We start from the raw sequence: 14270 nt of genomic DNA on the forward strand, positions 1-14270 counted from the left end.
TATATCGCTCTCCTCCCCATGCGTTACAGGCGGGCCTCTATACAGAGTCGGCGACCTCTATAGCGCAAAACTTATCGGACGCTTCCCAATTCATGGGGCCGCGCCATCACACGAGACGTTGTCAGCCGATGGGGCGACACGCTGACATGGAACGGCGCCAGTGCATCGGATGGTGCTGGCCGTGGCGTAGGCCGATGATGTCGATCAGCGCAGGCAGAAGCGGGCTAGCGCGCCGCGCAGGACGGCGGGCAGCGCGGCGGCGAAACCGAACGGGCGCGACAGCGCGGCCAGGCCCTCGCCATTGAGCACGCGAGCGCCCTCCAGGTGAGTGGCCAGCCGGCAGAAATCTTCTCGATTCATACCGACGCGCTCGCAGGCGATATCGAGCTGTTTCAAATCGTTCGGATGCAGCTCAAGGGTGACGGTAATGCGCTCTGAGGCGGTGTTCATGTCTGCCAATTTTCTCTGGTTCAAAACATTGGGCATGCCGCGCGGGTGAAGCGCATGCCGAAGCGCCCACGCGATAACGCGAGCGAGCGTGATCCGACGGCGCGCGATGGAGGGCGTCGGGGGCTAATGCAATGCGTGGGCAATACGAGGCTGTGGGCGCGAAATTGGCCGCCCAAGTCGTGGGCGGCGGTACGGCGCTAACGCGTGAGAGCGATGCCTCGTAACGGCGGGGAGGGATGACTCTCTATCCGGCCAGGACATCGGTGCCGGAATACAGCATGAGTACTGCGGACTACGGACTACGATTTCAAGTACGACGACAACTCGGTGCGACTCGTTGAACGGCGACTGACCGCTTCGGTTCCGGCAGCGTCGGCCCCAGCGGTGGCCGGCCAACGTTAAATTACGCGGCGTCCTTCAAGCGAATGCGCGAGCAAGGGGTACGACGATGACTACGGCGATATCGCAGGACACGTGAGACGTGGGTCGCCGCTGCGGTGCGTGCCGCAGCGCGTTGCAGTTGCATGACACGTGCCACTGTCGCCGTGACGGCGAGCGTCGCGACCCCTAGCCAAATGACGAAAATCACAAACCCTCTCCCTAAGCGACGACAGCGCGGCGTAACAACAGACGTAAGCGATGACTGTGTCCAATGACGACCGGCCCGAGTGGCAGCAGCGCGAGAGACATCGGCCCGCGTTGACCGCAAGGCGAAATTCAGAAAGCGGGGACGCCAGTCGTCGCAAGTCGGTTGCTACCGCAACAAACTTCAACAGGAGCGAATTCTAAATAGATTCCCGGATAGGGTAAATACCAATTAAGCAAATTGTGTATTTTTTAAGACAGAGGAATCGGAATCGTCCAAACGATCGTTTGAATTCCAGGTGCTTAAATTCATTGGAAAAATCGGCCCGAACCCGCGGGCTTCCACGTGTTCGGCCCGATCAGGACGAAGGGGGTCAGAAGCTGTGCTTCAGGCCCATGCCGACCAGCAACTGCGTTCGTGCGCCGGCGTTGAAGCCGTACGAACCGACCGACGCGGTGGCTTCCACCGTTTGACCGCTATCCAGCGTCTTGCCGATGGCCTGTTGATAGCCACCGATGACGTAGGTCGACGTGCGCTTGGACAGCGCATAGGTGACGCCGGCATTGAACTGGTTGTAGTGAGCGCCGAGGTTGCGCGCACCGCGCATTCGCGTGTAGCTATAGCCGATGCCCGTGTTGATCGCCGGCGTCAGGGCATATGTGGCGAAGGCGTTCACGGTGTCGAATGTCGCCGTGCCGGTGAATTCCGACAGACCATCGCTCGCGTACTGGGCATTCGAATACGACAGCCCAAGGATCGCCGGGCCAACGGCGTACTTGCCGGCCACGCGCGCGATGCGTACCTTGCTCGCCGTACGGAAGCCACTGTTGATCGGCGAGTTGAACAGCGAGCCCGCGCTGCTGGTCCACTCGCGATAGCCGTAGGCCGCCCGCGTGTTGCCACCGTCCGCGAAGAAAAAACCGGCGCCGAGCGCGAGCGGACCGTTGTTGTAGGCACCGGCGACGCCGTACGACCGGCCGGCCCCGGTTTCCCCGGCCACGTTGCCCGATGCGTACATGCCTTCGAACTGCAAGCCGCCGAAGTTCGGTGTGGCGTAGCGGATCGAGTTGTTGATGCGTGCGCCGTTGTCGTAGTTGTCGACGTCACCCGGCGTGGCAAAGAACCCACCGAAGTAACCGTCTGCGGTCATGCCCTGCACGAGATTGACGACCGGGTCGTACTGACGGCCGATGGTCACTTCGCCCCATTCGGTGCTCGTCAGGCCGACGATGGATTTGCGTCCGAACGCCCGGCCGCCGTTACCCATCTCGCCGTTGACCGCATTGAAGCCGCTTTCGATCTGGAACATCGCCGACAGTCCGCGGCCCAGCGGCTCGGTGCCACGCAAGCCCCAGCGGCTGCCGGAGATGATGTTGCTCGTGATCATCGATCGCGATTGCGGGCCGTTGAGGCCGTCCGTGTGATTGGCGTGGACGAAGCCGGAATCGATCGTGCCGTAGAGGGTGACGTTGCTTTGCGCATTGGCGCTGGCAGACAAAGTCAGGAGGGTGAGTGTGGCGGCGAGCGCAATGGCGCGCGGGCCGATGAACGAGTGAGGACGTTGAGTCATGGTGTCGAGCGCTTAACCGCGCATGGTGGAAATCGACACCGAGAATATTTCCGAACAGCCATTCGGATTCCTTATGAAAATTCCGAATGCACTGAAATCCCCATGGCAGCGACCCCCTGTCGGGGGCGCTGCCGAAGTTTCTAGGAAGTGTCCTCAAATTTCATCGCGCGCTACCGCAGTAAGCGGTAGCGCGGAAAGCACCGTCCTGCGCGAGTCAATGTGGATCCGCACCGGCGTGCGCTGCGGCGTGATGCCGGAGCACCGCGCCAGGACGATCGTTATCGCTTGAACGCCAGCAACTGGGCACCTTCCGGCACCTGGTCGCCGACGGCGAACAGCACCTCTTCGATTTCACCGTCCTCGGGTGCGCTGATGGTGTGCTCCATCTTCATCGCTTCCATCACGAGCAGCGGCGCGCCCTTCTCGACCTTCGTACCGGCTGGCGCGAGCACGGCAATGACCTTGCCCGGCATCGGCGCCGTCAGCCGCCCCTCGCCCCCTTCCTGCGCCCCGGCCTGTGCCAGCGGATCGTGCCAGCGCAGCGTCCAGGACTGACCGTCCGCGAAGACGTGCGCGGCGTCGTGTTCGAAGTCGACATGCCCTTGAACGCGGCGATCGCCGAGCGTCACGCGATACACCCCGGCGTCGTGGGCGTAGCGATACGGATACGTCTGCCCGTCCACGGTGAGCGTGCTCGCCTGTGGCCCGCTCGTGAGGAGAACCGACAGCCGCGTCTCGTCGTGATCGAAGGCGAGGGTGCGCTGGTAGTCGCCGTTCAGGCGCCACCCGGTGGCGAGCTGCCACGGCGAGTGGTGATCGATGCTGTCCTGATATTTGCGGCGGCCGATCACGGTTTCGCGGGCCAGCTGCGCCGCGACGGCCAGTGCCAGCGTGGTCGCCGGTACCGGGGCGGCGGCCGGGAACAGCGTGTCGCGATGGCGCTCGATCAGCCCGGTGTCGAGATCGGCCGCGGCGAACGGCTCGCTGGCGACCAGGCGTCCGAGGAACGCGATGTTTGTCTGCACGCCCACCACGCGATACTGGCCTAGCGCGCGTCGCATGCGGGCGAGCGCTTCGTCGCGGTCCCGACCCCACACGATCAGCTTGGCGATCATCGGGTCGTAGAAGGGCGAGATGGTGTCGCCTTCGCGCACCCCGGAGTCGATGCGCACCGCGGCCGGCACGTCGGCGCTGCCGATCTCGAACTGGACCGCTGCGGGCGGACGCAACGTGCAGAGCGTGCCCGTCGATGGCAGGAAGTTGTTATCCGGATTCTCGGCGTAGATACGGGCTTCGAGCGCATGCCCGTGAATGCGCAACGCGTCCTGCTTGCGCGGCAACGGTTCGCCCGCCGCCACGCGCAATTGCCATTCCACCAGATCGAGCCCGGTGATCATCTCCGTGACCGGATGCTCGACCTGCAGGCGCGTGTTCATCTCCATGAAGTAGAACGAGCCGTCCTGATTGGCGATGAACTCGACCGTGCCCGCGCCGACATAGCCCACGGCCCGCGCGGCATTACAGGCGGCTTCGCCCATGGCGCGACGACGCTCGTCGGTCATGCCCGGGGCGGGGGCTTCTTCCAGGACCTTCTGGTGACGGCGCTGCACCGAGCAGTCGCGCTCGAACAGATAGACGCAGTTGCCGTGCGCGTCGGCAAATACCTGAATCTCGATATGGCGCGGACGCGTCAGATACTTTTCGACCAACACGCGCTCGTCGCCGAAGCTGCTGGCGGCTTCGCGCTGGCAGGACGTGAGCGCGGCGCGAAACGCCGAGCTGCGCTCAACCACGCGCATGCCCTTGCCGCCGCCGCCCGCGCTGGCCTTGAGCAGCACGGGGTAGCCGATTTCGTCGGCGCGCTCGTGCAGGAACGCGGCGTCTTGATTGTCGCCGTGGTAGCCCGGCACCAGCGGCACTGCGGCGCCTTCCATCAGGGTTTTCGCGGCGCTCTTGCTGCCCATCGCGTGAATGGCGCCGACCGGCGGGCCAATGAAGACGATGCCGGCCTCGTGACACGCGGCGGCGAAGGCTTCGTTCTCGGACAGGAAGCCGTAGCCCGGGTGGATGGCCTGGGCGCCGGTGGCCTTGGCGGCGTTGATGATGGCATCGATGCGCAGATAGCTCTCGCGCGCGGCGGCGCCACCCACGTGCACCGCTTCGTCGCACACGGCGACATGCTTGGCGTGCGCGTCGGCGTCGGAATAGACGGCCACCGTGCGGATGCCCAGCCGTGCGGCCGTGGCGGCCACGCGGCAGGCGATTTCGCCGCGGTTGGCGATGAGGATCTTGTCGAACATGCTGCCTCCGGAAAATGATCGATTGGGGCGGCGCCTGCGCATCGCACTTCGCTTGTGACGAAGGGCCACTGCACTCGCGCCATTCTCTTTGCTATCCAACTTCGCCGCGACGGCGGATCGTCTTTTGCGATCTCGTCGCCGTCGTGGCGGCTTAACCTGTCAACACATCCTTCAACGCCAGCCCTTCGCCGTGCCGATAACGCTCAGTGCGTGGCGCAGGCCGTCAGGCCATCGCACTCGCCTGCGGGCTCGGCGGCGCCGAGCTTTTCCTCGGTCGACGTGTGCATGCCGAGACGCGCGAGCAACGCGCGGTCGTGTTCGGCCTGAGGGTTTTGGGTGACGAGCAGTTTTTCGCCGTAGAACATCGAATTCGCGCCGGCGAGGAAGCACAACGATTGCAGGGCGTCGTCCATCATCTCGCGCCCGGCCGACAGCCGCACCATCGCGCGCGGCATCGTGATACGCGCCACGGCGATCATGCGCACGAAGTCGAACGGATCGACGGCGTCGTTGTTCTCCAGCGGCGTGCCTTCGACCTTCATCAGGTTGTTGATGGGCACCGATTCGGGATACGGCGACAGGTTGGCGAGCTGTGCGATCAGGCCGGCGCGCTCGCGGCTTGTCTCGCCCAGGCCGACGATGCCGCCGCAGCACACCTTCAGTCCAGCGTCGCGCACGCGGGCCAGCGTGTCCAGGCGATCCTGATAGGTGCGCGTGGTGATGATCTGCCCATAGAACTCGGGCGACGTATCGAGGTTGTGGTTGTAGTAGTCGAGGCCGGCGTCGCGCAATTGCTGCGCTTGCCCGTCACGCAGCATGCCGAGCGTGACGCATGTCTCCAGGCCCAGCGCCTTGACGCTGCGCACCATCTCGCCCACCGCGTCGACCTGGTGCGGCTTCGGGCTGCGCCAGGCGGCGCCCATGCAGAAGCGGGTGGCCCCGGCATCTTTGGCGCGCTGCGCCGCGGCGACCACTTCCTCCACCGGCATGAGCTTCTCGGCTTCCACGCCGGTGTCGTAGCGCGCCGATTGCGGGCAATAGGCGCAGTCCTCCGGGCACCCGCCAGTCTTGATCGAGAGCAGCGTCGAGAGCTGCACGGCATTGGCGTCGAAGTGTTCGCGATGCACTTGCTGTGCGCGGAAGATCAGGTCGTTGAACGGCAGTGCAAAGAGCGCCTCGATGTCGGCGACGCTCCAGGGCGTGTCGTTGCGGCGCAGGGCTTCGTCGTGGCCGTGAGCGGCGGTGTGGGCGTGAACTTGCATGATGTGATTCCTTGAATTCGGTGAGTTCGTTGATGTCGCGCGATAGGGCAGTGGCGCGCTCAGGGCCGCGTCATGTCGACGAGCGGCCCGATGTCGAGATAGCCGGAGGCGGTCGCCGCATCGGGGTGCGCCAGATGCGGCACGCGCCCGAGCAGCGGCGCGGGCAAGCGCGCGGCAAGGGTGTCGATGTTTGCCGCCACGTGACGCATCTCCGGATCGACGTGATTGGCGACCCAGCCCGCGAGCGTGAGCCCGCGGGCGGTGATGGCTTCGGCGGTGAGCAGGGCGTGGTTGATGCAGCCGAGCCGCAAACCGACGACCAGGATCACCGGCAGGCCGAGCTGGCGCGCCAGCTCGGCCGTATCCGGTGCATTGGCATCGGCGCCGAGCGGCACACGAAAGCCGCCCACGCCCTCGACGATCACCAGATCGGCCCGCGCGGCGACCCGCGCGTAACCCGCACGAATCACGCTGCAATCGAGCGCGATGCCTTCAGCGGCGGCGGCGATATGGGGCGCCGTGGCGTCCTTGAGCACATACGGGCAGTACCAGTCGTCGGGCAGCTTCAGGTTGCTTGCCTGATGCAACTGCTCGACGTCGTCGTTGACGAAGCGCCCGTTATGCTCCGAGGCGCCAGCCGCGACCGACTTGAGCCCCGCGCACACCAGCCCGCGCCGAGAGGCGGCATGGAGCAGCGCAGACGACACGAGCGTCTTGCCGATTTCCGTGTCGGTGCCGGTAACGAAGAACGCATGGCGCGCCGACGTGGCCCGGGCGGCGGGCGTATCGATAGATATATCGAGGGGAGCGACGAGACGCGGATCAGCCATGGGCGTGCTCCGTCCAGTCTCGATCCAACTGGTTGATGGCGGTGGCGAGCCGGTCGACGTCGTCGGCCGTGTGCGTTGCGCAGAGCGTCAGGCGCAGTCGCGACGTGCCGGGTGCCACGGTCGGCGGGCGGATGGCGGGCACCCACAGTCCCGCTTCGGCCAGCCCAGCCTGCGCGTGCAGTGCCGCGGCATTCTCGCCGAGGATGATCGGCTGCACGCCCGTGGGCGAGACCCTGTGCCGCCAATGCCGCAGCGTGAGCGAGTCGCGCAGTTGGGCGATGCGCGCTTGCAGCGCGGCGCGGCGCTCGCGGCCTTCGTCGCCGGCGATCAGCGCCAGGCTCGTGAGCAGTGCGTGGGCCTGCGACGGCGCGGCGGCCGTGGTGAAGATATACGGCCGCGCACGATTGACGAGCCATTCGATGACACGCTCGTTGGCGGCGACGAATGCGCCGCCGACGCCGGCGGCCTTGCCGAGCGTTCCGATGATGACAAGGTTCGGCGAGCACAGATCGAAATGCTCGAACACGCCTCGCCCCGTCTCGCCGACGACGCCGAAGCCATGCGCATCGTCTACCACCAGCCACGCGTTGTGTCGTTCGGCCAGTGCAAGCAGTTGTGGCAGCGGCGCGATATCGCCGTCCATCGAGAACACGCCGTCGGTGACGATCAGCTTCGTCTCGGCGGTGCTGGCGTCGAGCAGCGCGGCCAGGGCGTCGACGTCGCCGTGCGGGTAGACGTGCGTGCGCGCCCGGGACAGACGTGCGCCGTCGATCAGCGAGGCGTGATTGAGCGCTTCGGAGAAGATGTCGGCGTCCTTGTTGGCGAGCGCGGAGAGGGTCGCCAGATTGGCCATGTAACCGGTACAGAAGTACAGCGCGCGGCCGTCGACGAGATGGGGCGACATGAAGTCGGCGAGCGCGTCTTCGAGTTCCGCGTGGGCCTGCGAATGGCCGCTGATGAGGTGCGATGCGCCGCTGCCTGCGCCGTAGCGCCGCGCGCCCTCGATGAGCGCCTCGACAATCTTCGGATGCGCTGCCAGACCGAGATAGTCGTTGCTGGCGAATGCGAGCACGTCGCGGCCGTCGGCGCGTACATGGGGCTGGCAGGGCGTGGACACCACGCGGCGGCGGCGTCGCAGATGCGCGCGGTCGATGTCGGCCAGGCCGGCGTCGAGCCGGGCGAACAGGGGATGGGTTGTCATGCGGGCACCTCCGTGCCGTGCGTCGTCGTGGCGTCGAAGGCCGCAAGCGTTTGCGCCGCGAGCCAGTCGATGGTGTCGTCGTCGAGCACGTACGGCGGCATCAGGTAGACCGTGGCCCCGATGGGGCGCAGCAGCACGCCGCGCGCCCGGGCTTCGGCGTAAAAGCGTTTCGCGAAGGCGCTGGCGGCGCCGGGGGTGTCCGGCAACACCGCATCGAACGCCCAGATCATGCCGCGATGACGCAAGTGCCTGGCCCGCGGATCGTCGGCCAACGGCGCGAGTGCCTGGGTGAGGCGTTGTGCGCGAAGTATGTTGCTGGCGAGCACGTCGTCGTCGGCAAAGATGTCGAGCGTGGCGAGCGCGGCGCGGCACGCCAGCGGATTGCCGGTGTACGAGTGCGAGTGCAGGAAGCCGCGTGCGGTCTCGTCGTCGTAGAAGGCGTTGTAGATCGCGTCGCGCGAGAGCACCAGCGACAGGGGCAGATAGCCGCCGCTGATGCCCTTGGACAGGGTGAGCAGATCGGGCCAGATGCCGGCCTGCTCGCTCGCGAAGAAGGTGCCGGTGCGTCCGCACCCAACGGCGATTTCGTCGGCGATCAGATGCGCGCCGTGCTGGTCGCACAGCGCGCGCACGCGGCGCAGATACTCGGGATCGTGCATTGCCATCCCGGCCGCGCATTGCACCAGCGGTTCGACGATGACGGCGGCGATGCGTCCCTCGCGATGCGTAAGCAACGTCTCGAGGTCTGCCGCGGCGCGACGCGCGACGTCGGCCGGCGTCTCCCCGTCGCGGGCGTCACGCGCGTCGGGCGAGGCCACCACGTGGGCGTGGCGCAGCAGCGGGTCGTAGGCATCGCGAAAGAGCGCAACGTCGGTCACGGCGAGCGCACCGAGCGTCTCACCGTGATAGCCGTGGCGCACGCAGACGAATTCGCGCTTGTCGCTGTGGCCCTGATTGCGCCACGCGTGAAAGCTCATCTTCAGGGCGATCTCGACGGCCGACGCGCCATCGGACGCGAAGAACGCATGGCCGAGCACGCCGCCGGTCAGCGCCGACAGACGCTCGGCCAGGGCAACGACCGGTTCGTGGGTGAAGCCTGCGAGCATCGCGTGTTCGAGGCGGCCAAGCTGATCGACGAGTGCCGCGTTGATGCGCGGATTCGCGTGGCCGAACAGATTGACCCACCATGAGCTGATGGCGTCGAGGTAACGCTCGCCGTCGGTATCGACGAGCCAGGGACCTTCGCCGTGGGACAACGCGACGAGCGGTAGCTGTGCCTGTTGCTTCATCTGCGTGCAGGGGTGCCAGACCTGTCGCAGACTGCGCGCGGCGAGATCGCCGGGACCGGCGGGGGGGCGCGAAGAGGCGTCCATCGGTGACTCCTTGGTTGGCCGCGACGGACGACGCTCACAAGCCAATGTGTGCCGTCCGTTCGGCTGGCCGGTGACGGGCATTGCGCAGGGCGCTGCCGCACGGGGCCGGAGGTGGGGGGATGGACGCATGGTAGGCAAAGCGTTTTAGTAGGGCAATAGGCGGAATTGGTGCGAAAAATCGCTGTTTTGTGTGCCGTAGCGTGACGTTATCGATAAATTCGCAAAACCCGCCGATAACGTTGCGGCATCTCCGCCGTCACCCCTCCCCCAAAAAATTTGTAACCGATGATGTGGCCTGACGCACGTGCGTCGCTCAGGACGCTTCGCGCCATGCTGGCGCGCGCTTCTCGAGGAACGAGCGCACCCCTTCGCGGCCTTCGTCGGACGCGCGGATCTTCGCGATGCGGTCCGCCGTGTCGGCGATGGCGCCGTCGTCGATCTCTCGACTCGCGAAGTCCTGCACGAGCCGTTTGCACTCTTTTACTGCGTTCGGGCTGTTGTCGACGAGCGCCTTGGCCAGTGCCTGCACGGTGCTGTCGAGCGCCTCGGCGCTCACGACTTCGTGCACGAGACCGTGACGGTGGGCGGTCGCGGCGGTGAAGCGCTCCGCCGTGAGGAAATAGCGGCGCGAAGCCGACTCGCCGAGGGCGCGAATGACGTAGGGGCCGATCGTTGCCGGCATCAGGCCCAGCTTTGCCTCCGACAGGCAGAAGTGCGCGGTGTCGACCGCCACGACCATGTCGGCCACGGCGGCAAGACCCACGCCGCCCGCGTACGCGTCGCCCTGCACGCGGGCGATCACCGGCTTCGGGCAGCGATAGATCGTGCTCAGCATGACGGCCAGAGTCATCGCGTCGGCGCGGTTCTCGGCGTCCGAGTAGCCGGCCATCTTCTGCATCCAGTTCAGATCGGCACCCGCGCAGAAGGCGACGCCTTCTGCGGCGAGCACGATGGCGCGCACGTCGTCGTTCGTGGCGAGCGCGCGAAACGCGCCCGTCAGTTCCTCGATGACCGTTTCGTTGAACGCGTTGCGCACGTCCGGACGATTGAGCGTGACGGTGGCGACGTGGGCGTCGACGCTGACTTTTAACGTGACGAGATTCATGACGTGGAATTCCTCGATGGGCCGTTGCGGGCGATTACATGCGGAACAGGCCGAAGCGCGTTTCGGGAATGGGCGCGTTGAGCGTGGCCGACAGCCCCAGTCCGAGCACGGTGCGGGTATCCGCCGGATCGATCACGCCGTCGTCCCACAGGCGGGCGCTGGCGTAGTACGGATGGCCCTGGCGCTCGTATTGATCGCGAATCGGCTGCTTGAAGGCATCCTCTTCCTCGGCGCTCCACTGGCCGCCACGGCCCTCGATGCCGTCGCGCTTGACCGTGGCGAGCACCGACGCGGCCTGCTCGCCGCCCATCACCGAGATACGGGCGTTCGGCCACATCCACAGGAAGCGCGGCGAGTAGGCCCGGCCACACATGCCGTAGTTGCCGGCGCCGAACGAGCCGCCGATGATGACCGTGAACTTCGGCACGTTCGCGGTGGCGACCGCCGTCACCATCTTCGCGCCGTGCTTGGCGATGCCCTCGTTCTCATACTTGCGCCCGACCATGAAGCCGGTGATGTTCTGCAGGAAGATCAGCGGGATCTTGCGCTGGCAGCACAGCTCGATGAAGTGCGCGCCTTTCTGGGCCGACTCGGAGAACAGGATGCCGTTGTTCGCCACGATGCCGACCGGATAGCCCCACAGATGCGCGAAGCCGCACACGAGCGTGGTGCCGTAGCGCGCCTTGAATTCGTCGAACTCGGAGCCGTCGACCAGGCGCGCAATCACTTCGCGTACGTCGAACGGCTTCTTCGTGTCGGACGGAATCACACCGTACAGGTCTCGGGCGTCGTACTTCGGCTCGACCGGTGGCTTGACCGCAACCGTGGCCGGTTTGCGACGGTTGAGATTCGCGGCGATGCTGCGCGCGATGGACAGCGCGTGCGCGTCGTTCTGCGCGAAGTGATCGACCACGCCCGACAGGCGCGTGTGGACGTCGGCGCCGCCGAGGTCTTCGGCGCTCACTTCCTCACCGGTGGCCGCTTTCACGAGCGGCGGGCCGCCGAGGAAAATCGTGCCCTGTTCCTTGACGATGATCGACTCGTCGCTCATCGCAGGCACGTAGGCGCCGCCGGCGGTACACGACCCCATCACCACGGCGATCTGCGGAATGCCCTGCGCGGACATCTGCGCCTGGTTGTAGAAGATGCGCCCGAAGTGATCGCGGTCGGGGAAGACATCGTCCTGGTTCGGCAGGTTGGCGCCGCCCGAGTCGACCAGGTAGATACACGGCAGATGGTTCTGCTCGGCGATCTCCTGCGCGCGCAGGTGCTTCTTGACCGTCATCGGGTAATAGGTGCCACCCTTGACCGTGGCATCGTTGCAGACGATCACGCACTCCTGGCCTGATACACGGCCGATGCCGGTGATGATGCCGGCGCCCGGGGCGTCGTCGTGATACATGCCGATGGCCGCGAGCTGCGAGAGTTCGAGAAACGGCGAGCCCGGATCGAGCAACTGTTGTACGCGCTCACGCGGCAGCAGCTTGCCGCGCGCGATGTGCTTCTTGCGCGCGGCCTCACCGCCGCCACCGGCCAGTTGTGCAATGCGGGCACGCAGGTCGTCGACCAGGGTCTGCATCGTGGCCGCGTTGCGTGCAAAGTCTTCGCCGCGCGGGTTGAGCTTGCTTTCAAGAATCGGCATGTGACGAAATCCGGTGGAGAGTGAGGGAGTCGTTGGAGGCGTTTCGTGGACGTGCACCGCGGCGGGGTCAGTCGAACAGGTCGCCGTCGATGTAGCGCCAGCGGCCGTCGTCCGAGCGCTCGAAGCGGCTGCGTTCGTGCAGCCGGTGCGCCCGTCCGCCGACCTTGTAGCGGGCGACGAATTCGACTTCGGCATGCGACGCATCGCTTTGGCGATGGGCCTTGATCTGCAGGCCAAGCCATTGCGGTGCGTCGTCGAAGTCAAGCGTGGCGGGACGCGTGCGCGCCGCCCAGGTGTCGAGCAGGTACGCGGCGTTGTGACGCACGAACGCCGTGTATCGCGAGCGCATCAGCGCTTCGGCGCTCGGCGCCATGTCGCCGTGTTCCAGGTAGCGCGCGCAGCAGTCGTCGAACGTGGGCCCGCCGCAAGGGCAGGTGTCGCGCTCGAGGTCTGGCGTCGTTGCGCTGCGCGACGTTTGGGGTCTTGCCATCGTGAGTCTTGCCTTGTTGTCAGATCTTGCCTTGCTTCAGACAGGCCTCGACCTGTGGGAAGTGGTCGAAGCCCCAGAACGGTTCGCCGTCCACGATCACGAAGGGCGAGCCGAACACCCCGCGCGCCATCGCCAGATCGATTTCGGCCTTGAGATGGTCCTTGGCGGCGGGCGAGTGCATGCCGGCGTCGAGCTTCGTGCCGTCGATGCCCAGGGCCTCGCCGAGACGCACGAGTTCCGCCGGGTCGCCGATGTTCACGTCGTCGACGTAAAGCGCGTGGAAGATCGACTTCGCGAACTCGGCGGACAGGTCGCCGCCGTGATGATCCTGCACCCAGAGCACGGCGCGCTCGGCGGCTTGCGTCGGAATCGGGAAGTGCGTCGGCCGCTTGTACGCGATGCCATGAAACCGCGCGGTGCGCTCCACGTCATGCCGCAGATACGCGGTCTTGATCGGATGCTGCGTCGGTGCGCCCGTGCCGTTCACCTTGTAGACGATGTCGAGCAGGATCGGATGCCACGCCACGCCACGCCCGTGTCTCGTCGCGATGTCGTCGATGCAGGTGCTCGCAAAATACCCATACGGGGATGCGAAATCGAAATAAAAGTCGATGGCGGACGTCATGTGGGCTCCGTTTCCGAGTGACGTGTCTGGCCCGCGAATCAAAAGATGCGGCGGTGTGGCTACAGCTTGTTATTCCGTTTCGCGCCGGACGATGTCTGCCCGGTCGCGAATTTATTTTTTCCTGCGATTACCACGCAAGTGCGTTGCCGTCGTAATTGAAGAAACCTCCGTTGTGCGTGGCGCGCTCGCCCGGTGCTCGGGCGAGCACACGCCGCATGCCGGCCACGCTCGTCTGCACGTCGATGTCCGCGTTCTCGCCGCCCATGTCCGTGCGCACCCAGCCCGGATGCATTGCGACGCAGGTGGCGCGCCGCGCTTCGAGCGACGTGGCCTTGACGACCGAATTCACGGCCGCCTTGCTTGCCCGATAAAGCCAGCTGCCATTCGTCTCCATCAGGGCGATGCTGCCCATGCGACTCGAAAGAAAGCCAAACGCGCCGCCGGCGGCCTCGACGAACGGCAACACGAGCGGCGCGGCCTGCATGGCGCCGAGGACATTCGTGTGGAACACGCGGTTGAACTCGGCCATGGTGATCGGCGCGAGGCCCGTGGTGCGCTCCGAATTCACGCCTGCGTTGTAGATCGCGACGTCCAGGGCCACGCCATCGAGTTGCCACGACAGGCCGGAGAGCGACTCCACACGCGTGACGTCGAGCTGCAACGGCTCGGCGTCCAACTCGCGCAAGGCCGCCAGACCGTCCTCATGGCGTGCTGTAGCGAAGACACGCCAGCCGTCGTCGCGATACTGTCTGACGAATTCCATGCCGATGCCGCGCGAGGCACCGATGATGAGCGCTGTTTTCATGACCTGTGATTCCTGTGGGCCAGTGCGTGAG

12 protein-coding genes are annotated in these 14270 nt (G+C 65.8%); all 12 read right to left on the reverse strand.

All coding sequences use genetic code 11. From position 1 onward, the window contains the following. Positions 1–204: 204 nt before the first annotated feature. The gene (locus OYT13_RS01850) at positions 205–450 is read right to left on the reverse strand and encodes a hypothetical protein (protein ID WP_017233232.1); all 246 of its coding nucleotides are present in this window, start codon (positions 448–450) and stop codon (positions 205–207) included. 959 nt (positions 451–1409) lie between these two features. Further along, positions 1410–2606: a porin gene (locus OYT13_RS01855; protein WP_017233231.1), complete on the reverse strand. Its 1197-nt coding sequence runs from the start codon at positions 2604–2606 to the stop codon at positions 1410–1412. A gap of 278 nt (positions 2607–2884) precedes the next feature. After that, positions 2885–4906: an acetyl/propionyl/methylcrotonyl-CoA carboxylase subunit alpha gene (locus OYT13_RS01860; protein ID WP_268567175.1), complete on the reverse strand. Its 2022-nt coding sequence runs from the start codon at positions 4904–4906 to the stop codon at positions 2885–2887. 203 nt (positions 4907–5109) lie between these two features. Next, entirely contained in the window at positions 5110–6168 is a 1059-nt protein-coding gene (gene bioB / locus OYT13_RS01865; RefSeq protein WP_150562202.1) for a biotin synthase BioB, read from the reverse strand. A 59-nt stretch (positions 6169–6227) separates the two neighbouring features. Further along, on the reverse strand, positions 6228–6998 hold the full coding sequence (gene bioD, locus OYT13_RS01870) for a dethiobiotin synthase (protein WP_017233229.1): 771 nt from the start codon (positions 6996–6998) through the stop codon (positions 6228–6230). Next, positions 6991–8199 (reverse strand): 8-amino-7-oxononanoate synthase, encoded by a 1209-nt coding sequence (gene bioF, locus OYT13_RS01875; protein WP_261939338.1) that lies wholly within the window; start codon positions 8197–8199, stop codon positions 6991–6993. The genes bioD and bioF overlap by 8 nt, the downstream gene beginning before the upstream one ends. After that, on the reverse strand, positions 8196–9572 hold the full coding sequence (gene bioA / locus OYT13_RS01880; protein WP_268567176.1) for an adenosylmethionine--8-amino-7-oxononanoate transaminase: 1377 nt from the start codon (positions 9570–9572) through the stop codon (positions 8196–8198). The genes bioF and bioA overlap by 4 nt, the downstream gene beginning before the upstream one ends. 313 nt (positions 9573–9885) lie before the next feature. Beyond that, positions 9886–10677 carry an enoyl-CoA hydratase/isomerase family protein gene (locus OYT13_RS01885; protein ID WP_017231714.1) on the reverse strand — a complete coding sequence of 264 codons (792 nt, stop codon included), beginning with the start codon at positions 10675–10677 and terminating at the stop codon, positions 9886–9888. A 34-nt stretch (positions 10678–10711) separates the two neighbouring features. Further along, entirely contained in the window at positions 10712–12319 is a 1608-nt protein-coding gene (locus OYT13_RS01890) for a carboxyl transferase domain-containing protein (RefSeq protein WP_017231715.1), read from the reverse strand. Positions 12320–12386: 67 nt separating this feature from the next. Continuing rightward, the gene (locus tag OYT13_RS01895; RefSeq protein WP_261939336.1) at positions 12387–12809 is read right to left on the reverse strand and encodes a YchJ family protein; all 423 of its coding nucleotides are present in this window, start codon (positions 12807–12809) and stop codon (positions 12387–12389) included. Between the two features lie 19 nt (positions 12810–12828). Continuing rightward, positions 12829–13434 (reverse strand): 2-hydroxychromene-2-carboxylate isomerase, encoded by a 606-nt coding sequence (locus OYT13_RS01900; protein ID WP_017231717.1) that lies wholly within the window; start codon positions 13432–13434, stop codon positions 12829–12831. Positions 13435–13561: 127 nt separating this feature from the next. Further along, positions 13562–14239, reverse strand: coding sequence for an SDR family oxidoreductase (locus OYT13_RS01905; protein WP_150562206.1), 678 nt, complete (start codon positions 14237–14239; stop codon positions 13562–13564). Positions 14240–14270 lie beyond the last annotated feature (31 nt).

The organism is Pandoraea sp. XJJ-1 (assembly GCF_026802345.1).
Taxonomy (GTDB): Bacteria; Pseudomonadota; Gammaproteobacteria; order Burkholderiales; family Burkholderiaceae; genus Pandoraea; species Pandoraea cepalis.